Annotated in this window: 21 protein-coding genes and 2 pseudogenes; 11 read left to right on the forward strand and 12 right to left on the reverse strand. The window is 62.7% G+C overall.

Going from position 1 to position 25,729, the window contains the following annotated elements; translation table 11 throughout:
- Positions 1-20: 20 nt before the first annotated feature.
- From ACTJKE_RS18885 to ACTJKE_RS18895, 3 genes are all read right to left on the reverse strand, one after another.
- Positions 21-617: a hypothetical protein gene (locus tag ACTJKE_RS18885; RefSeq protein ID WP_058330014.1), complete on the reverse strand. Its 597-nt coding sequence runs from the start codon at positions 615-617 to the stop codon at positions 21-23.
- 291 nt (positions 618-908) lie between these two features.
- A complete protein-coding gene (locus ACTJKE_RS18890; RefSeq protein WP_058322162.1) occupies positions 909-1,973 on the reverse strand; it encodes a hypothetical protein in 1,065 nt (354 codons plus the stop codon).
- Between the two features lie 184 nt (positions 1,974-2,157).
- A complete protein-coding gene (locus tag ACTJKE_RS18895) occupies positions 2,158-3,147 on the reverse strand; it encodes a GlxA family transcriptional regulator (protein ID WP_058330141.1) in 990 nt (329 codons plus the stop codon).
- Positions 3,148-3,462: 315 nt separating this feature from the next.
- On the opposite strand from ACTJKE_RS18895, the pseudogene ACTJKE_RS18900 reads away from it, so the two are divergent.
- Positions 3,463-3,901, forward strand: a pseudogene (locus tag ACTJKE_RS18900) (dihydrodipicolinate synthase family protein); the annotation flags it as partial.
- A gap of 63 nt (positions 3,902-3,964) precedes the next feature.
- Here the strand turns inward: ACTJKE_RS18900 and ACTJKE_RS18905 are convergent.
- From ACTJKE_RS18905 to ACTJKE_RS18915, 3 genes are all read right to left on the reverse strand, one after another.
- Positions 3,965-7,003 carry an AsmA family protein gene (locus ACTJKE_RS18905; protein ID WP_440692087.1) on the reverse strand — a complete coding sequence of 1,013 codons (3,039 nt, stop codon included), beginning with the start codon at positions 7,001-7,003 and terminating at the stop codon, positions 3,965-3,967.
- A gap of 76 nt (positions 7,004-7,079) precedes the next feature.
- A complete protein-coding gene (locus tag ACTJKE_RS18910; protein ID WP_440692128.1) occupies positions 7,080-8,027 on the reverse strand; it encodes a DUF817 domain-containing protein in 948 nt (315 codons plus the stop codon).
- Positions 8,028-8,181: 154 nt separating this feature from the next.
- Entirely contained in the window at positions 8,182-8,664 is a 483-nt protein-coding gene (locus tag ACTJKE_RS18915) for a hypothetical protein (protein WP_440635894.1), read from the reverse strand.
- Positions 8,665-9,194: 530 nt separating this feature from the next.
- On the opposite strand from ACTJKE_RS18915, the gene ACTJKE_RS18920 reads away from it, so the two are divergent.
- The 4 genes from ACTJKE_RS18920 (at position 9,195) to ACTJKE_RS18935 (ending at position 16,952) form a co-directional block, all read left to right on the forward strand.
- On the forward strand, positions 9,195-10,955 hold the full coding sequence (locus ACTJKE_RS18920) for a hypothetical protein (RefSeq protein WP_058330012.1): 1,761 nt from the start codon (positions 9,195-9,197) through the stop codon (positions 10,953-10,955).
- A 130-nt stretch (positions 10,956-11,085) separates the two neighbouring features.
- A complete protein-coding gene (locus tag ACTJKE_RS18925; protein WP_440692089.1) occupies positions 11,086-13,122 on the forward strand; it encodes a type I secretion protein in 2,037 nt (678 codons plus the stop codon).
- A gap of 20 nt (positions 13,123-13,142) precedes the next feature.
- Entirely contained in the window at positions 13,143-15,605 is a 2,463-nt protein-coding gene (locus tag ACTJKE_RS18930; protein ID WP_440692091.1) for a type I secretion system permease/ATPase, read from the forward strand.
- A 6-nt stretch (positions 15,606-15,611) separates the two neighbouring features.
- Positions 15,612-16,952 (forward strand): HlyD family type I secretion periplasmic adaptor subunit, encoded by a 1,341-nt coding sequence (locus tag ACTJKE_RS18935; RefSeq protein ID WP_440692093.1) that lies wholly within the window; start codon positions 15,612-15,614, stop codon positions 16,950-16,952.
- A gap of 86 nt (positions 16,953-17,038) precedes the next feature.
- Here ACTJKE_RS18935 and ACTJKE_RS18940 read toward each other — a convergent pair whose 3' ends face one another.
- Both ACTJKE_RS18940 and ACTJKE_RS18945 read right to left on the reverse strand, forming a co-directional pair.
- Positions 17,039-17,662 carry a hypothetical protein gene (locus tag ACTJKE_RS18940; protein WP_112996452.1) on the reverse strand — a complete coding sequence of 208 codons (624 nt, stop codon included), beginning with the start codon at positions 17,660-17,662 and terminating at the stop codon, positions 17,039-17,041.
- A gap of 309 nt (positions 17,663-17,971) precedes the next feature.
- Positions 17,972-18,181 carry a hypothetical protein gene (locus ACTJKE_RS18945; RefSeq protein ID WP_058330009.1) on the reverse strand — a complete coding sequence of 70 codons (210 nt, stop codon included), beginning with the start codon at positions 18,179-18,181 and terminating at the stop codon, positions 17,972-17,974.
- Here ACTJKE_RS18945 and ACTJKE_RS18950 point away from each other — a divergent pair.
- The 4 genes from ACTJKE_RS18950 (at position 18,174) to ACTJKE_RS18965 (ending at position 20,710) form a co-directional block, all read left to right on the forward strand.
- Positions 18,174-18,410 (forward strand): hypothetical protein, encoded by a 237-nt coding sequence (locus ACTJKE_RS18950; protein ID WP_156437204.1) that lies wholly within the window; start codon positions 18,174-18,176, stop codon positions 18,408-18,410. The two genes, ACTJKE_RS18945 and ACTJKE_RS18950, sit on opposite strands and share 8 nt — an antisense overlap.
- A gap of 184 nt (positions 18,411-18,594) precedes the next feature.
- Positions 18,595-19,011 (forward strand): hypothetical protein, encoded by a 417-nt coding sequence (locus tag ACTJKE_RS18955; protein ID WP_156437202.1) that lies wholly within the window; start codon positions 18,595-18,597, stop codon positions 19,009-19,011.
- 124 nt (positions 19,012-19,135) lie between these two features.
- Positions 19,136-20,107: an aldo/keto reductase gene (locus ACTJKE_RS18960; protein ID WP_058330006.1), complete on the forward strand. Its 972-nt coding sequence runs from the start codon at positions 19,136-19,138 to the stop codon at positions 20,105-20,107.
- A gap of 222 nt (positions 20,108-20,329) precedes the next feature.
- A complete protein-coding gene (locus ACTJKE_RS18965; RefSeq protein WP_440692095.1) occupies positions 20,330-20,710 on the forward strand; it encodes a VOC family protein in 381 nt (126 codons plus the stop codon).
- A gap of 67 nt (positions 20,711-20,777) precedes the next feature.
- Here ACTJKE_RS18965 and ACTJKE_RS18970 read toward each other — a convergent pair whose 3' ends face one another.
- Positions 20,778-21,203, reverse strand: coding sequence for an OsmC family protein (locus tag ACTJKE_RS18970; protein WP_065373860.1), 426 nt, complete (start codon positions 21,201-21,203; stop codon positions 20,778-20,780).
- Positions 21,204-21,358: 155 nt separating this feature from the next.
- Here ACTJKE_RS18970 and ACTJKE_RS18975 point away from each other — a divergent pair, with 155 nt between their 5' ends.
- Complete coding sequence (locus ACTJKE_RS18975) at positions 21,359-21,841, forward strand: methyltransferase family protein (protein ID WP_440692097.1); 483 nt, start codon at positions 21,359-21,361, stop codon at positions 21,839-21,841.
- On the opposite strand, the gene ACTJKE_RS18980 is transcribed toward ACTJKE_RS18975, so the two are convergent.
- Together ACTJKE_RS18980 and ACTJKE_RS18985 are read right to left on the reverse strand one after the other, a co-directional pair.
- Positions 21,825-23,036 (reverse strand): amino acid aminotransferase, encoded by a 1,212-nt coding sequence (locus ACTJKE_RS18980; RefSeq protein ID WP_113512091.1) that lies wholly within the window; start codon positions 23,034-23,036, stop codon positions 21,825-21,827. The genes ACTJKE_RS18975 and ACTJKE_RS18980 overlap by 17 nt on opposite strands.
- 25 nt (positions 23,037-23,061) lie before the next feature.
- Positions 23,062-23,973 carry a DMT family transporter gene (locus ACTJKE_RS18985; RefSeq protein WP_058330001.1) on the reverse strand — a complete coding sequence of 304 codons (912 nt, stop codon included), beginning with the start codon at positions 23,971-23,973 and terminating at the stop codon, positions 23,062-23,064.
- Between the two features lie 116 nt (positions 23,974-24,089).
- On the opposite strand from ACTJKE_RS18985, the gene ACTJKE_RS18990 reads away from it, so the two are divergent.
- Positions 24,090-24,545 (forward strand): Lrp/AsnC family transcriptional regulator, encoded by a 456-nt coding sequence (locus ACTJKE_RS18990; protein WP_057255347.1) that lies wholly within the window; start codon positions 24,090-24,092, stop codon positions 24,543-24,545.
- A 24-nt stretch (positions 24,546-24,569) separates the two neighbouring features.
- Here the strand turns inward: ACTJKE_RS18990 and ACTJKE_RS18995 are convergent.
- A pseudogene (locus ACTJKE_RS18995) lies at positions 24,570-25,729 on the reverse strand (acetyl-CoA C-acetyltransferase).

The raw sequence follows: 25,729 nt of genomic DNA on the forward strand, positions 1-25,729 counted from the left end.
GGCGATCCTTGTCGAGCGACTCAGATACCGATGTCGCTGATGTTGCCTAAGGTGTTGTCGAAATTGTCGAGAACATTCGAGACCGCCGTGGTGGTGGTCGTCGTGGTGGTTTCCGAGATCGGGTTCGAATGAACCAGAGCGGCGGAAATATCGCCACCGAGGGCCGCATTGCCGCTGCCGCCGGCACCGCCCATGCCCGAGATGATCGTCGCACCTTGGTCGGCGAGCAACGTCGTCGTCTGCGTGGCAGTGGTGCTCGCGTCTACGCTTGCGGTGTTACCGCCGCTCGTGCTGCTCTGATCGCCACTCGAGGTCGGATTGCCGCCGGCGCCGCCAGCACCGCTGTTGGTAAGCGAGGCGAGGACAGCGATCGGCACCTGGACAAGGCCGCCGCCGTCAGCGCTGCCGGTTCCCCAGGCCGCACCCTGACCGACGTCATCGCCGTTGTCGACAGTGGGGATTGACCCGATGACGGTCTGCGTCGGCGCTACGGTGACAGTGGGATTGAAGTTGATATCGCCGGAGTTGGTGCCGTCGCCACCGTTACCTGCATTCGCGTCGCCCGCAATGGGATTGGTCAGGTTAATCGTGTCTGATGTCGCGAAGGTAATAGGCATAGCGTCGCTCCTCTACTTGTTGCCCCGTAGTCTTGGACGGTTCGATGCCACAGCACACCGCCGCAGCGGGGGGTCAGCGCAAAGCTATGGTGCGCGTGATCACCGGGGCGAACCAGCCGGACATTCGGAGACGTTCCTTTGGGTAGGGTCTGCCCGCGTTTCAGCTTGGCCGGCGTCAGGCGGACCCGGAGGCGCTCGATTCAGGGAGTAGATTGTGAGGGATGGCAGCGGAACGCCATGAATCCGCGGCGCCAGGGCGCGCTTGCTGCGCTTGAGCGGGAATGCGGGGGGTCAGCCGTGCAGGACGTCGTCGATTAGCGCGGCATTGGCCTCGGCGATGTTGCCTTCGCCGCCAGCTCCCCCGATGCCGCCGATCTGCAGCGTATGCTGGTCGACGAGCAGGTGGTTGAGCTGGTCCGCCTCGGCGGTGCCGCCTGCGGGCACGGCGATGTTGATCGGGTGGAAGTAGCCGATGTTGACGTCGACGGCGCTGCCGTTCGAATAGCCGTCACCGCCGCCGCCAGCGACCCCGCTTCCGGTGAAGATTGTGTCCGAGGAGAGGTTGAAGCCGCCACCCTTGCCGCCGACGCCGGCGATCTGCACGCCGCCCTGGTCGAAGATCACGTTGTTCGTCTGCGTGGCGTGGGCGTCGCCGCCGGCGGCGCCGACAGCAATGTTGATGGGCGAGAACACCGCGACGTTGACGTCAACCATGCTGCCAATGAAAGTGCCATCGCCGCCATGGCCCGCATAGGCGTCGCCATTGAAAATGAACGTCGCGCCCTGCGGCTGTGCCGGCGCGGTATTGCCGGCAACGTTATGATCCCCGCCGGAGCCGCCAACACCGCCGATCTGGGTGGCGCCCTGAAGGAAGGCGGCATTGTTTGTTTGTCCGGCCGTGGAGGTCGAACCCGGACCTGCCGCGACAGCCAGGTTCAAAGGCGCAAACACCGCGGTGTCGGTGCTGACGAGGCCGCCGAAAAAGGTGCCATCGCCGCCACCGCCGGCCACGCTGCCGCCGCCATGGCCGCCGGCAACATTACCATTCCCGCCTTCACCGCCGATGCCCGCCATCTCGGTGACGTGCTGATTCATCAGTGCGGTATTGCCTTGGTGCGCATCGGCGTCCGTGTGCGAGCCGGCGATTGCCGCGTTCGACGGTGTGAACATTGCCAGCGTGTTGCTGCCGATCGTACCCAGGCTTGTGCCGTCGCCGCCGCTTCCGGCGGAGTTCTGCGCCGGCGCTATGTCGAGTGGAAGCCACGTCGGGACCAGCGCGAGATGTCCGCCGGCAACCGTGCTCTGATTGGAGTTCGCGTTCGGTGCCTCTTCCGACAAAAGGCGAGTTTCCGCCATCGCCATCACTCCCATAGACTCGATCCCTCGCAGCACGATCGTGCGACGTGTACGAGCGCGCATCGCGAGCTATTTTGAAGGCGGTTGCGGCAAAAGGTGAGCCTGCAATTCGGCTACGCCCGTTCGGGGAGGTCATTAGCCGATCGGCTATCGTGGCCAGGCACCCCGAGTGGCAATGCAAGGCTCACTTCGGCAGTGTCGCGCGCATTTGGCGCGGTGACTGGCCGAAGGTCTTGGCAAATGTCCTGGAGAAATGCCCCGCGCTTTCGAAGCCGACTTCGAGGGCGATCTCGATAAGCGAGGCATCGGTCTGGGTAAGAAGGTGCTTCGCGCGATCCAGCCGGAATTTCCTGTAGACGTGCGCGGGCGACATCTTCGCTTTTTCCATGAACAGGCGTTCGAGCTGCCTGCGCGACAGACCGACGGAGGCCGCCAGTTCAGGGATCGAGATCGTGTTCTCGGTATTCTGCTCCATGATGATAAGCGCGGCGTTCAAGCGAGGGTCGTTGCTCTCGATCGCGAGCGGCTTTCTCGGCTGCACATGAAGATGGGAGCGGGCCTTGTCGATTTGCAGAACTTCCAGTGCATTGCGCTCCGCCTCCCTGCTGATGTGGAGGCGCACGATGTGGGCGGCCATGTCGGCCGCACTGCTGCCGCCGGCGCAAGAGCCGCGGGTGCGGTCCAGATTGAAGAGGCGGTCCGAGCGAACCTTCAGATCCGGGAAGCGCTCGCGGAACGCCTGATAGTGGAGCCAGCTGACGCAAACGACGTGCCCCGCCATGAGCCCGGCTTCCGCCAGGATGAAGGTGCCGGTGCACAGGCCGATCAACGGCACTTTCTTCGCGGCTGCCTTCTTCAGGAAAGCGATCGTCTCGTTGTCGATCGGGTGCTCGTTTTTGAGCAGGCCGCCGACCATCACGATGTAGTCGAACTGGCCGGGATCGACGAGGTCCGACGTGGGCGCCACCTGTACCCCGCAACTGGATGCGATCAGATGGCGGGTGTTGCCAAGCACCTGCCAATCGGCCCGCACGCGGCCCGATTTATCGAGCTCGTCGCTTGCCAGCCGAAGCGTATCGATGAAGAGAGCGAAGGCCGAGAGTGTGAACGACCGGGCGAGCACGAAACCGATCTTGAGGCGATTGGCTGCAGCATCGTTGGATTTCGTGTTCATCGTCATTGCGAACCCACTTTAAACTCGTCATGCCCTTTGGTTGGCGCGCAGTCACTTGTCGCGGCCAAGACGCGTCCCGACGGTCGTCGCGCGACTTTGCAAGCGCCGATAACAGGAACCGCAAGCCTCCGGTTCCGCCGACCCGGGTCCCGATCCGTTATCCTATCTGAAATCTGCGTGCCAGGGGATCACAATCATCCACGAAGATCAGCCGGCGCCCTATGCGCTCTGTTTTTTCGGTCCCCTGCTGGCCGTTGCTCATCGTGGGATGAAGCAGACCTGCAACGGGCACCATGTCGCTGACGACGGCGCACGCTCGCCGGCCACGGCAACATTGCCGGCATCAGGGATTCCGGCGGTGCAAAGGAGAGGCTGGAGGCCTATCTGCAGGTTGCCAAGGGGGGCGACGGTTTTCAGGTCTATTCCGGCCCAGACCACCTCGTGCTCTGGGCGCTGCAGAACGGCGCGGCCGGCTGCATTTCGGGCCTCGGCAACGCCATGCCGCATGTACTTGCAGGCATCCTGAAGGCGTTCAATGCGGGGGAGATCGGCGAAGCCGAAAAAGCAGCAGGCGATCTTTATCGCTTTTCGCACCGACCTCTACGCGCTGGGCTTCGCCCCGGCCATGCTCAAGCGCGCGCTCTTCCTGCAGGACGCCTCCATCGGCGCCAGCCGTCAGCCGGCCCTGCTCCCGAACGCCGAGCAGGACGACCAGATCGCGGCAATCCTCCGCAGATACGAACTTCTGGGGTGATGCCACCAAAGCCGGCGACCGCACGACCGCCGGATCGGCGATGGAAGGCTATTCACGCGCCGGCTACTGCAGAAGCTGGTTGAACAGTTTTCCCAAGGTGCCGCTTTCCTCGGCAGGCTGCTCCGTGCCAGCGGCTGGTTGCTGGTCGGGCTGCTGCCCCTCCGGCGCCGGTTGCTCGGCGGCAACGTCGGGCGTCACGGCTTGTTCTTCAGCCGGTGGAGCGGGTGGCGTCTCGCCGCCCTCGGTCGCCTTGCCACCGATGATCTCTTCGATGGAGAGTTGATCGCCCCCGTCTTTCGCTGGCTTGCCGATGGCGCCACCTATGATGTCGCGGATTGATCCGGCCTTTCCTTCGCCGGAGAGAAGCTCATCGAGCTTCAGCTTCCCGGTCGGCAATCCCAGCTTCTTCAGCGCCGAAAGTGCGGCGTCAGGGTTCTTCAGCAGGCCTGAGAGATCGGGATAGATGCGCGGGGCAGCAAAGGAACCCTCGATCATCACAGGCACGCCGATGCCTTCGGTCGCGATATCGGCGCCCTGACCTTCGAGCGAGGCGACGACGCGCGGATCCAGGCGGAAGTTCAGCTGGTCGTTCGGAAGGTTTGCCTCACCGCTGCCGCTCATACGCACCAGCGGGCCGACGAGCTTGATATCTTCGGTGCGGGCGACACCGTTCTCGATGGCAAAGGATGCCCCAAGCTCGGTGAAGCCGGTCGCATTGTTTTCGTTCTGCTTGAAGCCCGACGACATCAGGCCGACGAGGTTGTTGTAGACATCGGCGACGTCGATGCCGCGGATGGCGCCGTCGGAAAAGCGGACGTTCGCCGACCCCTGAAGCGCGCGCTTGAGCGCTCCGGCCGTAGCGCCTGCGCCGGTGATGTCGAACTGGGCTTGCAATGCGCCTTCGAGATGCTTGAAATTTGCAAGGTCGATCAGCAGCGGGGCGGCCGAAGCGCCCGCGATCGAGGCCTTCAAGGCGATCGAGGCCTCTTCTCCCGTGCCGTCAGCTCTAAGGTTCGCGGCCATCCGCCCGCCATAGAACGGGCTTTCGGGAAGGTCGAGACTGGCCACACCCTCGGAGACCACCAGGGTGGTTGCTACCGGTCCGGCAAAGACGCGGCCATAGCCGAGCTTCTCCGCATCGACCTTGATGGATGCATCGATCGTTCGAAGCGACGACAGGTCCAGCGGCGCGTCGGGAGTGGGGCTGCCTGCTTTGCCCTTCGCTTGCGGCGATGCGGGGCGTGCACCGGCAAGCCGCGCGAGGTCCAGTTCGGCGAAATGGAGCGCACTGGATATCTTGAGGGGCGTGCCCAGCTCTACGGAACCGTTGCCGGTTCCTTCGACCCCGTTGACGGACAAGGTGGCTTTTTGAAACGCAATGCCGGTGGGGCTTGCGTTGACATCGCCCTTGAAGGCGAATTGCTCGATGCTGTCGCCGCCGCCCTGGCCGATCCAGGCAAGAAGCGCGCGCAGATCCGTGGCCGCGAACTTCACCTTGCCGGCATAGCTGCCCGCGAGCGCCGCCTTGCCGTCAAGGGAGAGTGTCGCTTCTGGCATGCGCAGATCGAGCTTCAGGGGCAGCTCACTCGGGACCGAGCCCGAGAGCAGTTCGCGGACCGGCAGTCGCAAATCGACATCGGCTGCTTTCCCGCGCCAGGCCAGGTTGCCGGATAGGAGCACGGGCTTGGTAAGATCTTCGATCTTGACCGCCAGCTTCTTGATCGTCACTTCGCCCATCGATGGGTCGGTGACACCGGGTGCTACGAAGGTGGCGTCGCGCAGGCCCGCAGTGCCACTTAGGTTGACGGTCTTTCGGAACGCATCTCCGCCGAGCCCGCGGAACGCAAACCCGGTATCCATCGCAAGCGTTCCCGACAGTGAAACCGATTGGCCGGCGAGGCTCGCGAGCTTGGAGATGTCGAGCCCTTTGCTTGCGACGCGTCCCTTGAACGTCGGCTCGCTCTTGCGGACGTCGGCGGTGATTTCGGCCGAAATGCCGCCGGCGTCTATGCCGAGATGTTCAAGCCGGGTCGTCAGCAGCCCATCCTTCAGCGTTGCCGTCAGTGCCGCATCGGAGGCGGAAATATCGTTGACGGTAATAGCACCCACAGTGACGCTGACATCGGCATCGAAGCCGGCGAGTGCCTGCAAGCCGGTCGAGGCCGACTGCTTTTCCGATTGCCCTGCCGGTTGTGACGACCCCGAGGCGCTGGTTCCGACAAACGCGCTGAAATCCAGCTGATCGGCACTGAGGTCGGCCAGGAACCGCGGCCTGTCACCGGGAATGAACAGCGCGTCGAGGTTGAGCTCTTCGTCCCCCACGAGCAGCTTGCCGCCGCGGATCTGGTAGCTGCCGTTGCTGTTGAGCGCTACCTGCCCGCTGGCCTTGAGCTCGGTCAGGCCCGGCGCAAGCAGCGGGTCGGCTTCCACCGAGAGGCTGAGGTCGGCGGGCTTGCGCTCGAGGAGAGGGCGAAGCGGGGAGACGGAGAGAGCGATCTGGTAGCGCCGGTCTTCAAGCCGGGCACCGGCCGAAAGCGAAAGCTCGCCGTCGATATCAGGGGCTTGGAGTGTAAGGTCGAGATCGCTGACAACGTCAGCCGCCCCGGCTGCATTCTCTTGCCTCAGCGTGCCCTCGGTGATCGAAATCGTATCGATGGCGCTTCGTTCGAGGAAGGCGACCAGGGCCGCAAGTGGGTCGTTCTGCTTGGCCTCGCCATTGCCGCCGTCGCCGTCTTCCGCCGTCGATGCGTTCTCCGGTTTCTGCCGTATCACCACGACCGGCCGCGTGAGCCTGACCTCTTTGACGTGCAGGCGGTTCGACCACAGCGAGGAGAGCGTCACGGAGCCCGCAACCTCGCCAATCTCCGCCGTCACGCCATCGCTTTGCGCGTCGAGCGAAACATCCTCGGCCACAACAGCCAGATGGGGGATGACGGAGAGCCGGACGGGACCCTTCAGTGCGATTGAACTGCCCGTCGCGCTCGAGAGCTGACGGCTGAGCTCGGCGCGCATCCAGTCGCTGGAAACAAAGCTCGGCAGGACAATGAGAGAGACGACTGCGAGAACCCCGAGCGCCAGCAGGCCGAGAAAGAAACGCCGCATGTGTCTCTCCGTTGCGATAGCAATTGATTCGGTATCGTTTTCCACGGAGGCGTGTTTTGCAACTCTTGCGGCGTGATCACTTGGATGCCACGGCACTTCCCGCACCTAAGGTGAGGTCCGTCGTCGTCTGTGCATCGATATTCGTTGTCGATAGGTTTCCAGCCGCTGCCACGTAGTTTCGCGGGCGGTGGACGAGCGTGACCAGCACGAAGGACAGGATCATCAGCAGGTACCAGGCGCCGAGCTTCTGGAGAGAGACCGGGGTCCAGCCATTGTGCTGCGAGGGATAGATCCAGGCGCGCGACCAGGTGCCGATGTTTTCGGCAAACCAGATGAACAGGGCGACGAGTAGAAAGCCGAGAAGCAACGGCATGCGGTGCCGAAACCGGAAGACGCGATAGTGCACTGTCGTGCGCAGAAACAGGACCGCCGTGATCGCAAACAGCGCGTAGCGCAGGTCGATGACGAAGTGGTGCGTAAAGAAATTGGCATAGATCGCCAAGGCGAGCAGCATCGTCGCCCAAAGCGGCGGATAGTTGCTGTAGCGCATGTCGAGGATACGGGTCACGCGGGCGAGATAGGAGCCGATGGCCGCATACATGAAGCCCGAGAACAGCGGAACGCCGCCGATGCGGAAGATGCTTGGCTCCGGGTAGATCCAGGACCCGACCGACGTCTTGAAGATCTCCATCACCGTGCCGACGATGTGGAAGATCAGAATGACCTTGGCTTCGGCGATGGTCTCAAGCTTGAAGACGAGCAACGAAATCTGGATGACAAGCGCCGCGACGAAAAGGAAATCATAGCGGGCAAAGCCCATGTCCTCTGGCCAGAACAATTTTGTCGCGAGCATCAGGGTAAGCATGGCGCCGCCGAAAAGGCAGGCGAAGGCCTGCTTGATGCCGAACACCAGGAACTCCGTCAGGCCGCCAAGGAGGCCGGCCGCCGGCAGCCGATCAAGCAGGCGGTGCGCCGCAGCGTCGATGCGCGCTTCCCGGCTCGTGAAACGCCTATCGTCCGACATTCGAGCCATCAGTACCGCCTCCGCTTCGCCGTTGGGGACGCGATGCCGGGACAATGCGGTTGAATTAAGGATGGACGACAACTGCCGGGTGGCCGCCCCGTTTTGCGGCATGGGCGCGTTCTATTGTTTTCAGTAGCCCTTGAATTTAGCCGCCTCAACGGGGGAAGGAATAGCGCTCGACGATCGACCAGATTTTCCTGTTGACCTCCTGCAGCTGCTCGATGACTTCGTTGATCCGCGAGATCTCCGCATCGTTGATCTGCTCGATCTTGCCGTATTTGATCGTGTCCTTGCTGTCGAAGATCGCCATCAACTGGGTGCTTGCCTGGTCTCCGGTCTCGTCGAAAGAATAGATGCAGTGACTGTATTTGTTGCGAAGCTTCGCTTGCCGGCCCAGCTGCTGGGTCAGCGCGAGGATTTCCTGCCGTTGGTTCAGAGGTGTCTTGTTTGTTTTGGCCAATCGCTCGACCAGTTCGATCCGAGCCCGCGTCGTATTCAGCGTCAGGAAGATGATGATCGCGGTTTCCTTGTCCACGCGCGCAAGACCGGCGATCAGATAGATGAGCAGGCTTTCCGTGTTGGTCCAGGTGTAGTTTAGCTGTCCGATCAGGAGAAGGATGTCGTGAAATCTCGCCATGGGCACCTGCCGAGCTTCTGTTCAAGAACAATAGTGTTTCAGAATAACGCATTCCCGTCGTCAGTACATTCTCCCAATACGGCTATGCGGCGCACGCATTCGGTGCCGGTTGATCTGTGTGCAAGGAATCCGTTTAAAAGCAATTTCTAATAGGTACTACATTGGGCGGACCGGCGGCGAAGTCAATGCTACCCCGGCAAGGCTAGCCCGAAGTGGCAGCTTACAACGCATGTCTGTTTGCGACAGACTTGCCTCCGTAATCGGCGAGCAGGACGTGTTCAGGCCTTTGAGGGCTAGTACTGCAGCGAACGGGAGAATGCCCTTTTCAGAACCTGAAACCGCTGCTCTCCACCAAGTGAAGGGAGAGGCAGCCCAATATTAAATTGATTGCATATTAGAGCATATAGGCGCGCAAGCGCCTCGGAGGATCCAAACTTTCATCAAATCCAACCGCAGCCCGCCAATGGCCCAAATCCGCGTAAGAGAAGAATGCGGTTCGGCTATGGCGGCCTCAACTTGAGGTGATCGTCATGAGCAAGGACAAGAATATTCTGTTCCCATGGGACCCGAGCCAGGATCAAAGCCAGGACCAGGACCAGGGTCAAGGCCAGGGTCAAGGGCAACTGCAAGCTGAGCTCCAGGCCCAGCTCCAAGGCCAGGGACAAGGTCAGGGCCAGGGACAAGGCCAGGATCAGGGTCAAGACCAGGGTCAAGGCCAGGGTCAGGATCAGTCGCAGTACAGCGAATCCTACAATGGCAACCTGAACGGTAACGGCAACCTGAACGGCAACGGCAACGGCAACCTGAACGGCAACGGCAACGCCAACCTGAACGGCAACGGCAACGCCAACCTGAACGGTAACGGCAACCTGAATGCCAACGGCAACCTGAATGCCAACTTCAACGAAAACAAGACCGACGTTGATGTCGACGTCGACAGCAAGACCAAAGTCGACGTGGATGTGGACATCGACCTCGACGGCTACAAGCCGTCGGACGACGACTTCAACGACATCGACCATTCCAAGATCGACGGCATGGCGAGCACGAGCTTCAAGGACATCTTGAACGACTCGCTCAACGGCAACAACAACATCGCCAATGTCTTCAGCCAGAACGCCATCATGTCGGACGACGACAAGGCTGAAAACATCCACAACAGCGGAACGCTGAACCAGAACGGCAGCGCCTGGGGTGGTATCGCCAAGTCGGGTGACGGCATCCAGTCCGGAGCAGACGGTGGCGAGGGCGGAAGCAAAGCTTATGCCGATGGTGGCGCCGGTGGTGACGGAGGTCACACGGTCGGCGGCTTTGCCGCTGGCGGTAAGGGTGAGGGCGGTGATTCCGACAACGACGGCGACGCAACTGGCGGGCACGGCCTTGGTGGTATTGCAGCCAGCGTTGGCGTCGGCGCCGATGGCACAAGCGGTGACGCGAACGGTGGTGCCGCCACAGGTGGTGCCGGTGGTCAGGGTGCTGCTGGTCTCGGCGTAGGTCTTGGCCTCGGTCTTGGCCTCGGTGTCGGCGCAGCAGGCGGCGGTGATGGTGGCGACAGCACAGCCGGCGCCGGCGGTCAGTCTGGCAACGTCCAAAGTGGGAATGGTGACGGCGGTGACGGCGGTGATGCTGGTGACGGCGGCGACGCTGGCGGCTTCATCCTGCCGATCCTGAACTTCGCTGGCGACGGCGGCGACGGCGGCGACGGCGGCGATGGCAACAGTGTTGCACTCGGCAGGACCGGCAGCGCTGACGGTGGCGAATCGGGCGATGCCGGCGACGGCGGCAATGCTTTCGGCGCAGGCCTCGGGGCTGGTGGCGGCTACGGCGCAGGCGTTGGCTACGGCGGTGACGGCGGTGCCGGCGGCGGTGCCAGCGCCAACGGTGGAGCCACGGGTGATGCCTATGGCGGTGACGGAACCGGTGGCGCGGCGGCCGGTGGCCATGGCCTCGGCGGTCTTGCTCTCACGGGCTCGTGGGCCAGTGGCGGTGAAGGCGGTGCTGCCTATGGCGGCGACGCCTGGGGCGGAGACGGTGGTGCCGGCGGCAACGGCGGCTTTGCCACGAATGGCGATGGTGGTGCAGGTGGCAATGCCGGCACTTGGGGCTCCTTCAATGGCGGCGACTCTGTGGTCGAGGGGCTCTCCCAGGCGACGGCAGATGCCGTGATCGACACCAACGCCTTCAACCAGCAGATCGTGCTCGGCGCGAACCTGCAGGGCAACACGATCGACATGACAGTCGTCGGTGGCGACTACCATGCGGACGTAATCGGTCACGACGACAACGCTTGATTGTGGCGACGCGGCCGGTTGCGATCATTCGCAATCGGCTTCGAACAGGGCTGCGCGGGTCTCCCGCGCAGCCCGTCATGACCCGATGCGCTTAGGGGCACTACCGGCGACAAAAAAGGAGGCCCTGACCATGTACTCCGCAAAAATCACCGAAACGATTGCCCATTTTATCGGTCTCTTCCAACTCTCGATCGAAGACGCCCGCATGCGCGAGGCACACGAGAAGTTCGACCCCGACCGAGAGGTTCACAAGGATCCGAAGGACCTTGAAACCGCGCCCGTCAAGGTGACGGCGCCCTACGACCTCGACGACTTCAATCCCGACGTTCCCTACCGGCCGCTCGATACGGACATTTATATGCCCGAGCCCTACGGATATGCTGGCTTGCCCTTCCCGGAGTACCCACACTCTGAAGGGATGTACGGTCGTCCGGAAACCGATGGCGCCGTGCAGAACACGTCGTTCAAGTCGACCTATTTCAGCACCCCGCAAATTCAGCCGCCCGGCTCGGTCGTGGTCTACAGTCAGCAGACCGTCGAACTCTCGGACAACGACTATGTCAACATGGGGGGACACGGCCTGAAATCCGTCCTGCACATCGATAGCAGTGCGGTCATGGCCGAACTCATCGAAGGCTCGCTGCAGATTTCGCCGTTGGGCCTCGTGGATCCCGCAGGCTCTGCCGAAACCGTCGCCAGCCTGGTGACGACCACCGCTGCGACGCTCGATGCCTACTCTGCCGGCGGTGAAAGCCAGGTGGGCGGGCTGGCTGCCAGCACATTCGTCGCGAAGGCAGGAACGCTTGAAGGCGTTTATGTCAACGGCGAACTCGTGGAGACCGCACCCGTTCTCAAGGACCATTTGCCGAACCAGGACGAAACCGAGGAAACGCCGGAACCTAAACTGACGGAGGGCCCGAAGGAGGCGAGCGGTGCCGTTGCGCACGGCGAAGGCGCCGTTCCGATCTCAACCTCGGTCGAACTGGAGGCCGGCAGCAACACGCTGGTCAACGAGGTTGTCATCACAAACAATTGGCTGCAGTCGAACGTCCTCGCCGTTGCCGGCGACCATGTTCAGCTCAACGCCATCGTCCAGACCAATGCCTACTACGACAGCGATCTGGTAAGCTCCGCGCTTTGCGGCGGCAGCCTGGCGGCGGACAAGGCGACCGAAGCGCTCAACATCGCGTCATTCAAGCACGTCGCTTCCACGGGAACGACACATAACGAGTCGGGTGTTTTCCCAAAGGCATGGGCGATCACCGAGGTCAAGGGCGACCTGATGATGGTGAACTGGCTCCAGCAGTTCACGTTCATGTCCGACCACGACACCGCTATCCTGGCGGCCTCCGGCTCCAAGCTTTCGATCATCGCCGGCGACAACACGTCCGCCAATCAGGTGTCGCTGCTTGAACTGGGGTTCCGCTACGACCTGATATTTGTCGGCGGAAACGTCTTCGACGCCAACATCATCCACCAGACGAACATCCTGCTCGACAACGATTTTATCGGCGCCGTCGGCGGATTCCAGATGAGTGGCAACGGATCCGTTTCGACCGGCGGAAACCTGTTGTGGAACCATGCCAATATCGTCGAGGCCGGTGGCGCCAGCGCCGTTAATCCGATGTCGGAAGGATATCTCTCGGCCCTGCAAGACTTTGCGGAAGGCAAGGACCCTTCGTTGAAGGACTTCATGCACGACGCCGCATTTGCTGGACTGCTGGGGCTGCGTGTGCTCTATATTTCCGGCGATCTGCTCAGTCTCAACTACATTTCGCAGACCAACATCCTCGGCGACAGCGACCAGGTGACGCTGGCAATGAACGCGCTGGCGGCGCGTCCGGATGCGGATTGGACCATTTCGACCGGATCGAACGCTCTCTTGAATTATGCCGGGATCGTCGATGTCGATACCGGCAATACGATCTATGCGGGCGGTGGCATCTATTCGGATGAGGTTCTCATCCAGGCCGAATTGGTCAAGAGCGACCCCTTCCTCGGCGGGCAGGATCCGAATGCGCTCGCGAGCGAAGCGGTGGTCTTCCTCGGCGACGGCATGCTCACCGCGGACACCGGTGATCAGGCGCAGGACCACGGGTCGCCGAACCCGACATCACACACGATAGAGACGGCGAGCTGCGATCCCATGCATAGCATGGTCGCCTGATCGGGGCGCGGGGGATAGTCATGACCGACCGCATCAATCCCGTCCGGCTGGTACGAACCGACGCCGACGACAAATTTTCTCCGAATGACGACGAAGCGGGCCGGCAGCCGGAGACGCCGGATGCGGACGCTGCGCGGCAGCAGTTCCTCCGCAGACTTGACCAACAGGAATACATTCTGGATCGCGCTGTTAAGGAGATCGACGGGGTGGCGGACCAACTGCGAAGAGCGGCGGCAAACGGCGCCAATGAAAACGAGAACTGGGCCAATAAGGCAGCAGTCCCGGTTCTGGGACCGGGCGCCAGGGTCGCGAGCGTCACGCCCGCGCCCATCGACACTACCCCCCCGCCGACAAACATCGCACCCGCGACAGTGAAATCCCCGCCTGCATCAACAGCTACTGAGGCAGCCAGCGTCACATCGCGGGCCTGGCCTCCAAGAGCCGAGCCCAATTCCCGGGTCGAGACGCCTCCGAAGAACGAGACACCGGCCAAGACGGAACCCCTGTTTGCACTGCGCGATCGGATATCGGTGGAACGGCAACCGTCTCAGGGCGAGCAAAAGCCGGAGCGACGCGCTGAGCGGCCGGTTATCTGGCCGACGGCCGAGATGAAGGAGAAGAGCTCGCCGTCGGGCATGGTCGTGATCGATGGCGATCGCGGTCCCATCAAGGCCGACCAGCGGTCCCCCGGCAATGGCGGCGGCTCGTCGAGCGGCAATGGCGGCGGCGGAGGCGGAGGGGGCGTCTTCCACAAACGCCTCGGACCGGTCGATTTTTCCGCAAGCCTCAGGGCCGGCGTCAAGGCGATCCGGCAGAACCTGATGATCGTGATGATCTTCACGATCGTAACCAACATCCTCGTACTCGCCATCCCGGTGTATCTGTTCCAGATTTCGGACAGGGTGCTCACCAGCCGCTCGCTCGACACGCTGGTGATGCTGACCGCCCTGATCGTCGGTGCGGTGTTGCTGCAGGCGATTTTCGACGGCATTCGCCGCATGATCCTGATGCGGACCGCGGTTGAGGTCGCTGCCCAGCTCGGGGCTCCGATCCTCAGCGCGGCAGCCAGGGCAGCACTCCACAGCAATGGGCGGGAGTATCAGACGCTGGGCGATCTGCAGCAGCTCCGCTCCTTCCTGGTGTCGGGCACGCTGCTTTCCTTTCTCGATGCCCCGATGGCGCCGCTCTTTGTCGTTGCGGTGTTTCTGATTCACCCGCATCTCGGCGCCATCGTCATCACATCGGCATTTCTGCTTCTGATCGTCACGCTGTTGAACCAGAGAGCGACGGCCGCCGCCTTCGGCGAAGCCACCACTTTCCAGACGAAGGCGAACCTTCATCTTGATTCGATGTCCCGCAACTCGCAGATCATCAATGCGCTGGCAATGATCCCGGAAGCCGTCCACCTCTGGGGTAAGGACATGGCCGGCTCGCTGAAAGCGCAGGTTCTGGCGCAAGACCGCAACATCGCCTTTGCGTCACTCTCCAAGGCCGTGCGACTGCTCACCCAGGTGACGATGCTCGGTTGGGGCGCCAATCTTGCTCTCCACGGTCAACTGACGGGTGGCATGGTAATCTGCGCCTCGATCATTGCCGGCCGGGCGCTCGGCCCGATTGAAGGCGCGATCGAGGGGTGGAGCCAGGTTATCCAGTCGCGCGCCGCCTACGGGCGCATTGCCTCGCTCCTGCAGACGTCGCCGCTCAACTTCGAGCGGTTGAAACTGCCGCGTCCGGAAGGGCGCCTCGACGTCGAGCGGTTGCTCTTCGTCCCACAGGGCACCAAACGTGTGGTTCTCAACGGCATCACCTTTGCGCTCGAACCCGGTGACTCTCTTGCCGTGATAGGCAGTTCCGGTGCTGGCAAGACGACGCTTGGCAAGATGCTCGTTGGCTCCATTCTGCCGACCTCTGGCAACGTCCGGCTCGACCTCATGGACCTGAGGAACTGGGACCAGCGTCAGTTCGGCGAGAGCATCGGCTATCTGCCGCAGGATGTGCAGCTTTTCCCCGGAACGATCAAGGCCAACATCGCCCGCATGCGCGAGGATGCAACGGACGCGGAGATCTATGCCGCTGCCAAGCTCGCCGACGTGCACGACATGATCGCCATGCTGCCGCATGGATATGAGACCGTCGTTGCCGCTGACGGCTCGCCCCTGTCGGGTGGACAAAAGCAGCGCGTGGCGCTTGCCCGTGCCTTCTTCGGCAATCCGCGCATGGTGGTGCTGGATGAGCCGAATTCCAATCTGGACACGTCAGGCGAAGCGGCGCTGACCCGGGCGCTCGCGCATGCCAAACGCGAGAAGATCACGGTCATCACCATTACCCAGCGGCCCGCTCTTCTCAACAGCGTCGACAAGGTCCTGCTCCTGGTGAACGGCACGGTTGCCCTGTTCGGCCACCGACAGGACGTTCTCAAGGCGCTTGCTGCCCGCGGCGTGAATACTGAAGGCAACCCGATCGACCAACCCCAGCTTCCGTAGGCGATGATGACGGACGTAGCCAAAGTACATGACCTGACTTGGTACGCAGAGGTGCCGCGCTCGATCTGGAGGCACACCATGATCGGCATGGTGTTGATGGTGGCTACGGTCGGCGGCTTCGGCCTGTGGGCCTTCACCGCCCCGCTGGCCGCAGCCATCATCGCGCAAGGCAGCTTCGTCGCCACCGGCCAGAACAAGGTGATCCAGCATTTCGAAGGCGGGATCATCAAGGACATCCTGGTCAGCGAGGGCGATCACGTGACTGTCGACCAACCGTTGGTGCTGCTGGACGAGACGGCGGCGCTCGCCAATGAGCGCCAGTTCTTTCTGCGGCGGGCAAGACTCGAGGCAATCGTCGCCCGCCTCAACGCGCAGACGCACGGTCTGAAAGCGATCGTTTTGCCCGAGATCCTGACCCCGCACCTTAAAAATGACCCGGAGATCGGCCCGATCGTGCTAAGCCAGCAACTCAGCTTCCAGACCTGGAGGAGCAAGCTGGAAAGCGATCTCGGTTTGCTGAGACGCAACATCGAGAGTCTGGAATTCCGGTCGCAAGGCTTCCAGGAGCAGCTGAAGTCGGTTCGGGAGCAGCGCCGGCTGCTGCAGGAGGAATATGAAGGCAAGAAGACGCTGCTTGCGAAGGACCTGATCCGCAAGACGGAGATCAAGACCATCCAGCGGGCAATCGCCGACGCTGAAGGTCAGATCGGCAGGCTGATGTCCGAAGTCTCCGAAACGGGCTCCCAGATCCTCAAGCAGGAACAGCAGGTCAACCAGACTGAACAGAGTTACCGCGAGGCGGCGCAGGACGACTTGCAGAAGGCAGAGGCTGAACTGGACACGGTGCGCGAACAGCTGCGCGGGGCCACCAATGTTCTTCGCCGTGCCACGATCAACGCACCGGTGACCGGTACAGTGATCAGGATGCACTACCACACGTCCGGCGGCGTTATCGAAAGCGGCAAACCGATCATGGAGATCCTGCCAGCTGACGTGCCGCTGATCATTGAGGCCCAGGTGCTGCGCACCGAGATCGACAACATCAAGGTCGGTGAGAAGGCAACCGTACGGTTGACGGCTCTCAACCAGCGCACGACACCAGTGCTGAACGGCCAGGTCTTCTATGTATCGGCCGATGCCCTGCCGGTGCAGACTCAGGAGGGGACGCGCGAGGTTTACGTCGCCCGCATCAGCCTACCGACAAGCGAGCTTGCAAGGGTGCATAACTTTGCCGTGACGCCGGGTATGCCGGCCGAAATCCTCATCCAGACCGCTGAACGGACCTTCTTCGACTATCTTACCAAGCCGATCCGCGACAGCATGGCCCGCGCCTTTATGGAAAACTGACCGAGGCCTTCGCGTTCTGCCTTGCCGACTGCCCGAGATTTGAAACGATCTTGGGAGGGAGGTTACATTGGTTCTCCCGCAAGGCTTCAGTTCGCGGCGAAGCAATAGAAGAGGCCTTCGCCGCCCGTACCCTTGAAGGCTTCGACGGTGCAGCCTCCCCGCGTCGTGTGTGACGAGTTCCAGGATTTGGCCTCGGCGGAATCGTTCAGGCCCGTACGGTCGCTGTGACCGACGATTGCCGCGCCGTCGGCGCCGCCCATCGTCCAGTTGCCACAGGTATCCGGCGCCGCAGTGCCATCGGCCTTCGAGCCGGTCAGGATGTCATGACGGTTGGGTGTGTCGCCACGCCCGTTGATGACCTCGCCTTTTTCATTGAGCGCGGTCTGTTTGGTGAGGTTGTTCTTGTCGCTATGGAGCGAGGCCACGTCGTCGGCGATCTTCTCGCCCTTGGCGTTGTACCATGGCCCCTTGCCGATCCGGTCCTTGGCATTTTCGCCGTCGGTGGACAGATAGGCTTTCCACGTCTTGCCGGTCGAGCCGGCCGCCTTTGCCAGGGTGTCGCAATAGGCGTCAGCGCCCGTAAGCCCGCCAAGATCGCCACCCTTTCCGGGGTTCACGCTGGTGACGAAGAAACTCATGCTGGTGTCCTGGGCATGGGCCGCTCCGGAGCAGGCCAGGACGAATGCGAGAGCTGCAAGTCCGCTTTTCATTGGTCTCTCTCCCGTCAGGTTTACGAGAAGCCTATCGGTCGCGCCTGGCGGAGTAAAATCGAAATGGCGTGATGAACGAGGGGAAGTGTCCCTCTGAGACGCAGGCGCCAGGCATCGTGTTGCGCGCCGGGCGCATGGCTGGCTTGCGAAATCCCATCTACGATTTCGGCGCGGTCGCTGTATATTCAAATCATCGAAGCGATGCACCTCCTCCCGCAAAGCTTCGACAGGTAAACGACCTTCTCCTCCTCCCAAAGGTCGTTTGCGAGATCAGCGCCACTCCTCCTCCCAAGGTTGCTGATCGGTTTTCTAAGAGCCTGCCGCTCCTCCCGCGGCGGGCTCTTTTGTTTTCACCGGATGGGACGCCAGCTTGCGCACGTCGCTTTCTTCGGAAGCGGCAGCTACACCCGCTCGATCATGGATCGCGTTCTGCCGCTTGCAAAGGCGCAGGGCTACGAAGCCGATAATCTGGTCTGTGCAGGCGACCGGCAGCACGGACGCCCCGACACCGATGAACATGTACAAATGCTTCCTCGACCTCGACCTCGACGTCCGGCCGGCGCAAGCGGTGGTCAAAGTCGACGATACCGGCGTCGGCATCGACGAGGGGCGCGAGGCTGGCTGCTGGACCGTCGGGCTCAGCCTGAGCGGCAAGGATGTCGAACACCGAAAAGAATGCGCTTCGGGAAAAGGCGTCGGCGGCGCTGAAGAGACACCGGCCGGATTACCTCATCGATACGGTCGCTGACCTCCTGCCAGTGCTCGAGGAAATCGAACAGCGGCTGGCGAAGGGAGAGGCCCCGGACGTGAGCGATGCTCGCGCCCTGGACGCGGCGCTCCCCGCAGCATGCCCAGAGCGAGCGCGCATGTGACACGTCCCAACTCTGCGGAACAAACCGCCGGCTAGATAGTTCAGCGTCCAGGAGGTTCCAATGTCTATCCGGCACTTGAAGTCCAGTGTGGAACAGAAATCACCGCGGTGGGCGTTCCACCATGGCGCGGGACGTCTCCGCCGGACGGAAGGTGACGGTGCACACAGCCGATCGGTCGCGGAAGGAAGCCGAACGCAGATCGTCGACGCGGGTGACGGCGGCCTGGTGGCGCCGGACCTCGAAGCCACCCCTGCACCCGATCGTAGCCGCCAACCGGCTCCTCACGATTACAGCCGTCCGGCGACGAAGATCGGCAAGCTGCTTTCCGTCGAGCCTATGCGCGATGAAGACTGTTCTGGCGGGCCGGTCTGGTTGGCTGTGCTCGGCGACAACACCAGTGAAGCCATGCGACAATTCATGGGACTGGTACTCGCCTTCATCTTCCTGTCGGCAGTCTTCTTCTGGTTTCTTACGTAGCGCGGCAACGTGTGTCGCATGACTGGAAGTCACCCTATCTCTGCAGCGCCGCCACTGTTGACGACCGACGGCCACACCCTAGATAACCCGCGACATCCCTCCTCCCAAGTCTAGTGAGCTTATCATGCACTATCGAACATTCGGCCGTAGCAGCCTTCGCATATCCGAGATCGGCTATGGCGCCTGGGGCATCGGCAAGAGCCAGTGGAAGGGAGCGAGTGATGACGAATCCGCTCGGGCCCTCAACCGGGCGGTCGATCTCGGCCTGAACTTCATCGATACCGCACTCGGCTACGGCCAGGGTCACAGCGAGAAGCTGATCGGGGCCTTGCTGCGCGAGCGGTCGGAGACGATCCATGTCGCCACCAAGATCCCGCCGAAGAACATGCAATGGCCTGCCCACGCCGGCACGCCGGCCGAGCAGACTTTTCCGGCCGATCATGTGATCGCCTGTACCGAGACGAGCCTGCGCAATCTTGGCGTCGAGACGATCGACGTGCAGCAGTTCCATGTCTGGTCGGATGAGTGGGTCGGTCGCGGCGACTGGTTGGAGGCGGTCGAGCGGCTGAAACGCGACGGCAAGATCCGTTTCTTCGGCGTCTCGATCAACGACTACGAGCCGGACAACGCACTGAGGCTGATCGAAAGCGGCGTGGTCGACAGCGTGCAGGTGATTTACAACATCTTCGAACAGGCGCCAGAGGAAAAGCTGCTGCCGGCCTGCCTCGAAAACAATGTCGGCGTCATCGTCCGCGTGGCGCTGGACGAAGGCGGCCTGACTGGCCAGATCCGGGCCGACACCGTCTTCCCCGAGGGCGATTTTCGCGAGACCTATTTCCGCGGCGAGCGCAAGCGCGAAGTCGCGGAGCGCACGCAGAAGATCGTCGAAGACCTGGAAATCGCGCCCGATGCGCTCGCCGAAACGGCGCTGCGTTTCGTGCTCAGCCATCCCGCGGTCTCAACGGCTATTCCCGGCATGCGCTCGGTTCGCAACGTCGAGCGCAACTGCGCCATCGGCGACGGGCTCGGCTTGCCGGACACTCAACGTGCAAAGCTGAGCGCCCACCAGTGGCGGCGCAACTTCTATCGGGATTGAACGGCCCGGCGGGCATTGGCTGCCTGGCTGCCGTTCAGACACTCACCCTAGAGATCATTGCCGACGGGCGCCTTCTCTTTCGGTGCCCCCGCGGGCCCGGATGTGCTATCCATATGGTTTCAGGAGTACGACGCTGCTCGCGCGATATGTTGAAGGCTTGCGAGGTTGCCGGAATGAGGCCCGGTGGCGCCGCACCGGCCGTGCTCAGCTGGAGAAAAGGCAATGTCGGAAACGGTCAACGTCCGCTACATGGTCGACGATGTCGAGGCGGCGATCGCCTGGTACACCACCCATCTCGGCTTTTCGGTTCTGTCGAGCTATGCGCCGGCCTTCGCGGATGTCCAGCGCGGAGCGCTGCGGCTCCTGCTCAGCGGCCCGACGAGCTCGGCGGGCAGGCCAATGCCGGATGGCGAGACGCCGGGGCCTGGCGGCTGGAACCGCATCCATCTCATCGTCGATGACCTCAACGCCGAGGTAGAGCGGCTGCGCGGCGCCGGCGTCAGGTTTCGCAACGACATCGTCACCGGTCCCGGAGGAGCGCAGATCCTTTTGATCGATCCCTCCGGAAATGTCGTCGAACTGTTTCAGCCGGCGCGCCGATAACGATCGCGCCCTGAACACGTTCGTGACGCCGCGCGTACTGTTGGAGATGCGAGAGGCGGATCTGGTCTCAGCCGGCGCTGGTGTCGACCACTTCGAAATCATGAGTGATCGTCGCGGTCTTGGCGAGCATGGCCGAGGCCGAGCAGTATTTTTCGATCGAGAGCGATATGGCGCGTTCGACTTTGTTGACCGCCAGCCCACGTCCCTTGACGATGAAGTGCATGTGGATGCGGGTAAAGACGCGCGGTTCCGTCTCGGCGCGGTCCGCATCGAGTTCGACGATGCAATCCTCGACCGGCTCGCGGCCCTTTTCCAGGATGTGAACGACATCGTAGGCCGAGCAGCCGCCGGTGCCGATCAGCACCAATTCCATCGGGCTCGGACCCGGCGTGCGCCCTTCCTCACCGAAGGCGGTTCCCAATACGACCTTGTGGCCGCTTCCGGACTCTCCGACGAAGGTCCGGTCTTCCACCCATTTGACGCGTGCTTTCATGTGTCTCGTCCTGTTGCTGCAATGTCCGGATCATAGACCCGCGCGGCCGATGACCTCCAGTTCACATACCGTTTCGAACGATTTTCGCAAATGCCTCGCTTCCGGTAAAATGCCGTCTGCGCGATGTGCGCGCGAAATAGGCGAGGATTGATCGGATGAACGAGACAACCGGAAATGCGCCTGACAGTTCCGGCGCCGTGGTGCACCCGCCGGTCGCCTGGGTGCTGGCGGTGGGTGGCGGTCTCGTGCTCGACCGGCTTTACCCGTTGCCGTTCGTGCCGGAGATGGTGCCTGATGCTTTGGTTGGCGGCCTCGTGTTTCTGGCCGGTCTCGCGCTGCTCGTCTGGGCAGCGATGACCCTCGGCCGTGCAGGAACCGACATACCGGTCAACCGCCCGACGTCAACGATCGTCGAAGCGGGTCCCTACCGCTTCGCCCGCAATCCCATCTATACCGGCATGTTCCTCGGCCTGATCGGCTTTTCCATCGCCTTCGACAGCCTGTGGCTGCTGATCCTGCTGATCCCCTTCTACCTCGTCATCCGCTATGGCGTGGTGGCGCGCGAGGAGGCCTATCTCGAGCGCAAGTTCGGTGACGTCTATCGGGCCTACAAGACGCGCGTCAGGCGCTGGCTTTAGCGGCGCGGACGAAGGACGGAGAGCTTGAAACCGCCCGGAGCGCATCGGCCAGCCGCTCGACGTCGCGCGGCAGTAGACCGGCGATGTTGATGCGTCCGTTCGCCGTTCCGTAGACGCCGAAGTCCTCGCGCAGCCGGTTCATCTGGCGCTGGTCGAGTGGCAACAGCGAGAACATGCCTTTCTGGCGCCGCAGCGCCTGAAATTTATCCGGAGCGCCGCATCCGGCGAGCGCATCGGCGAGGGTGCAGCGGATTTCAGCGACGCGGCGGCGGCTCGCCTCCAGTTCGGCAAGCCACATCCCGGGGTTTTCGAAGAGGTGCGCGGCAATCGCGGCGCCGTGCTCCGGCGGCATGGAGTAGTTGGCTCGCGTGATCCGCTCCAGTGTCGCGCGAATGTTGGCGAGCGGGTCCCGGTCAGGCGCGATCACCATCGCCGCGCCGGTACGTTCGCAATAGAGACCCATGTTCTTGGAGCAGCTTGCCGCGACGAGCACCGTATCGAATTTTTGAGCGAAATGCCGCAGGCCCGCGGCGTCCTCTCCGATCCCGTCGCCGAAGCCCTGATAGGCCATGTCGATCAACGGTATCAGCCCCTTGTCTTTGCAGAGTTTGGCAAGGAGCCGCCACTGCTCCGGCGTCGGATCGATGCCGCTCGGATTGTGGCAGCAGCCGTGCAGGAGAACGACGTCTCCCTGGCGGGCCTCCCCAAGATCCGCGACGACGGCGTCGAGATCGAGGCCGGCCTCGTTCTCCTGCCAGCGGAACGCCCGCACGGCGAGGCCCGCGGCCGTCATGATCGGACGGTGGTTCACATAGCCGGGATTCGTGTTCCAGACCGTCGCGTGCGGCGAGACGAGTGCGATGAAATCCGCGAGGATCCGGAGCGCGCCAGTGCCGCCAACCGTCTGGATCGTACACTGGCGGTTGAGCGCCTCGGCGCCTTCACCGAGAAGGAGCCTGGACATCCCGTCGTTGAATACCGGGTTCCCGGACAGTGCCCTGTAGGACTTGGACGCGGCGGCGGCGGCGAGACTCGCTTCCGCATCCTGCACGGCCTGCATCACCGGTGTTTGGCCCGAAGCATCGCGATAGACGCCGACGACGAGGTCGATCTTGTCGGTGCGACGATCCTGCCGGAACGAGCTGATGAGTGCCCACAACGGATCGGGTTCGGCGATTGGCAGAGCGGCGAGCATACTGGGTTCCCTATCGTTCTTGAAACTAGTGGCGGTTTGCCAGGATCACGCCCGTGGTGATGACGAGGATGCCGATGGCGGTCGCGAAGGCGAGCGCCTCGCCAAGGATCGGAATGGCCATCAGGCTTGCGAGCGCCGGCGCGAGCGAGCCGATCGTCGCGCTCCTAGCAGCGCCGAGCCGCGAGATCGCGAAGGCGTAGCCGACGGTCGAGACGAGGCCGACACCGAGCCCCTGCACCAGAATGAAGGGCAACGCCTGGTGCCAGGAAAATTGCCCGATATGCGTGGTGACGGCGCCGGTCAGGAGCAGGGGGAGGAGGATGACGAGCGAGCCGATGGAGAGCAGCAGTCCATTACTGATCGCATCCACTCCGGTGCGGCGCAGGCCGATCGTATAGGCGCCCCAGATGAGGCTCGCCACAAGCAGCAGGCCGACGCCGCGGAGGGTTTCGGTGGTCACCGCATGCTGCTGCCCGGCGACAATGCCGATGACGCCGGCAAGGATCAGCGCGAGCGGCAGCCAGCGCTTCCTCGGCACGCCCTTTCGCTCAAGCAGAAGGACGAGCAAGGCAACGGATAGCGGCGTCGTTCCGGCAACGAGTGCGCCAACATAGGCCGCGGAGGTTGCTTTGGCACCTTCCGAGACGATGAAGAAGAACGGCACGCCGCCGAGCAAGACGAGGGCCGCATCCATTGGCCTGACCTTGCGAAGTGCGGAAAGGCGCTGGGGGATGGCCGGCAGTAAGGCGAGGATCGGGATCGCGAAACGAATGAGGGCGACGTCGGCGGTGGCAAGCGGCGAGGCCCCGATCGCCCGCATGGTCAGCGCGAAGCCCGCCCAGACCAGCACGACGATGGACAGCACGATGTAGCCGACTGTCGCCGGTGTCAGCCATCCGCTTCTCGATTGCTGAAAATCTGACGTCACGTCGGTCATGCGGGGCCTCATCGCTAGGATGGCTCACATGATATGCTTCTCGCGCAGTCGATATCTTGCTATTTCACTCGCCGTTTGCATAGAGTTTGGCAGAATCTGCCATCGGGGAGGGGCGAATGGACGAAAAGGACATGCAGATCATCTGGGCGCTGCAGAAGGACGGCCGCCTTTCCAATCAGGATCTCTCCGAGAAGGTCGCGCTGTCTCCGTCTCCGTGCCTCAGACGGCTGCGCCTGCTTGAGGAGGCGAAGATCATCAAGGGCTATACGGCGATCGTCGACGAGGAAGCCTATGGTCTGCCGATCACGGCTTTCGTCCGCATCCGGCTTGAGCGCCATTCCGAGGCTTCCGTCGCTGCCTTCGAGCGCAAGGTGAGAACGATCGACAACATCCAGGATTGTTACGTCATGACCGGCGAAGCCGACTACCTGCTGCGGGTCCTGGTGACGAGCCTCAAGGACTACGAGCAGTTCGTCCGCACGCAACTGCACAATATCGAGGGCATTGCTGCGATCGATACCAGCTTTGCCTATGGCACGGTCAAGCGCGCGACCGTCTTTCCGCGCCTGTGAGCGGCCAGCGAATGCCGCGCCTCGTCACTCCGCCCAACGTCGGAAGACAACGCTGGCATTGACGCCACCGAACCCGAAGCCGTTGGAGATGGCATAGTCGAGCGACAGCTTTCGTGCTGCGCCTGAGACAAAGTCGATACCGTCCGCAGCCGGATCCGGCGTTTCGAGATTGAGCGTCGGCGGCGCGATCTGGTCGCGCAGGGCGAGCACGGTAAAGATCGCCTCCAGACCGCCCGCTGCACCCAGCAAATGCCCGGTTGCGGATTTCGTCGCGCTGACGGCGATTTCGCCGTTGCGGCCAAAGACCGACTTGATCGCCTCGATTTCGCCCTTGTCGCCGACCGGCGTTGAGGTCGCATGAGCATTGAGATGGCGAATATCGCTTGGCCGAATGTCGGCCTGGGCGATGGCGATTTCCATCGCCCGCCGGGCGCCTGCACCATCCTCCGGGCCTGAGGTGATGTGGTGGGCATCGGCCGTGGTGCCATATCCGACGAGTTCGGCGATCGGTGTGGCGCCGCGCGCCAATGCATGCTCGAGCGCCTCGATCACGACGATGCCTGCGCCCTCCCGATCTCGTCGGCAAAGGCCCCAGTTTCGATCGCGGTGCGGGCGCGTGTCAGCGTTTCGACCGCATAGGAGTCCTGATCGGCACGGGTAAACCCATAGGCTTCGGCCGCTGCCTCGCCGAAATCGCCCATCGGTCGGCCGGGCTCATAGGCATCTTCCAACCCGTCGAGCATCATGTGGTCGAAGATCCGGTCATGCCCGGCGCGATAGCCGGCTCGTGCCTTGGGGAGCAGATAGGGCGCGTTCGACATCGACTCCATGCCGCCGGCGACCACGACATCGATCGATCCGGCAAGAATGAGATCATGCGCCAGCATGGTCGCCTTCATGCCGGAACCGCAGACCTTGTTGATCGTGGTGGCGCCGACGGCATCGGGCAGACCCGCGCCGCGGGCTGCCTGCCGGGCCGGGGCCTGTCCCTGGCCAGCGGGAAGCACGCAGCCCATCAGCACCTCGTCCGGGCGATCGGGTGAGAGGTGTGCCCGTTCAAGTGCGGCACGGATGACGTGGGCGCCGAGCGCGCTCGCCTGGGCCGGCGCAAGATCGCCGAGGAAGCGGCCAAGCGGCGTGCGCACCGCCGATACGATGACGATGGGGTCGGATGTGCTGGACAT

Origin of the sequence: Ensifer sp. 22521 (genome assembly GCF_052044795.1) — a bacterium.
Taxonomy (GTDB): domain Bacteria; phylum Pseudomonadota; class Alphaproteobacteria; order Rhizobiales; family Rhizobiaceae; genus Ensifer.

Bases quoted from the DNA above. Each gene is read 5' to 3' on its own strand.
- ACTJKE_RS18885 (WP_058330014.1), bottom strand. From the start codon at position 617: ATGCCTATTACCTTCGCGACATCAGACACGATTAACCTGACCAATCCC.
- ACTJKE_RS18890 (WP_058322162.1), bottom strand. From the start codon at position 1,973: ATGGCGGAAACTCGCCTTTTGTCGGAAGAGGCACCGAACGCGAACTCC.
- ACTJKE_RS18895 (WP_058330141.1), bottom strand. From the start codon at position 3,147: ATGAACACGAAATCCAACGATGCTGCAGCCAATCGCCTCAAGATCGGT.
- ACTJKE_RS18905 (WP_440692087.1), bottom strand. From the start codon at position 7,003: ATGCGGCGTTTCTTTCTCGGCCTGCTGGCGCTCGGGGTTCTCGCAGTC.
- ACTJKE_RS18910 (WP_440692128.1), bottom strand. From the start codon at position 8,027: ATGTCGGACGATAGGCGTTTCACGAGCCGGGAAGCGCGCATCGACGCT.
- ACTJKE_RS18915 (WP_440635894.1), bottom strand. From the start codon at position 8,664: ATGGCGAGATTTCACGACATCCTTCTCCTGATCGGACAGCTAAACTAC.
- ACTJKE_RS18920 (WP_058330012.1), top strand. From the start codon at position 9,195: ATGAGCAAGGACAAGAATATTCTGTTCCCATGGGACCCGAGCCAGGAT.
- ACTJKE_RS18925 (WP_440692089.1), top strand. From the start codon at position 11,086: ATGTACTCCGCAAAAATCACCGAAACGATTGCCCATTTTATCGGTCTC.
- ACTJKE_RS18930 (WP_440692091.1), top strand. From the start codon at position 13,143: ATGACCGACCGCATCAATCCCGTCCGGCTGGTACGAACCGACGCCGAC.
- ACTJKE_RS18935 (WP_440692093.1), top strand. From the start codon at position 15,612: ATGACGGACGTAGCCAAAGTACATGACCTGACTTGGTACGCAGAGGTG.
- ACTJKE_RS18940 (WP_112996452.1), bottom strand. From the start codon at position 17,662: ATGAAAAGCGGACTTGCAGCTCTCGCATTCGTCCTGGCCTGCTCCGGA.
- ACTJKE_RS18950 (WP_156437204.1), top strand. From the start codon at position 18,174: ATGAACATGTACAAATGCTTCCTCGACCTCGACCTCGACGTCCGGCCG.
- ACTJKE_RS18945 (WP_058330009.1), bottom strand. From the start codon at position 18,181: ATGTTCATCGGTGTCGGGGCGTCCGTGCTGCCGGTCGCCTGCACAGAC.
- ACTJKE_RS18955 (WP_156437202.1), top strand. From the start codon at position 18,595: ATGTCTATCCGGCACTTGAAGTCCAGTGTGGAACAGAAATCACCGCGG.
- ACTJKE_RS18960 (WP_058330006.1), top strand. From the start codon at position 19,136: ATGCACTATCGAACATTCGGCCGTAGCAGCCTTCGCATATCCGAGATC.
- ACTJKE_RS18965 (WP_440692095.1), top strand. From the start codon at position 20,330: ATGTCGGAAACGGTCAACGTCCGCTACATGGTCGACGATGTCGAGGCG.
- ACTJKE_RS18970 (WP_065373860.1), bottom strand. From the start codon at position 21,203: ATGAAAGCACGCGTCAAATGGGTGGAAGACCGGACCTTCGTCGGAGAG.
- ACTJKE_RS18975 (WP_440692097.1), top strand. From the start codon at position 21,359: ATGAACGAGACAACCGGAAATGCGCCTGACAGTTCCGGCGCCGTGGTG.
- ACTJKE_RS18980 (WP_113512091.1), bottom strand. From the start codon at position 23,036: ATGCTCGCCGCTCTGCCAATCGCCGAACCCGATCCGTTGTGGGCACTC.
- ACTJKE_RS18985 (WP_058330001.1), bottom strand. From the start codon at position 23,973: ATGACCGACGTGACGTCAGATTTTCAGCAATCGAGAAGCGGATGGCTG.
- ACTJKE_RS18990 (WP_057255347.1), top strand. From the start codon at position 24,090: ATGGACGAAAAGGACATGCAGATCATCTGGGCGCTGCAGAAGGACGGC.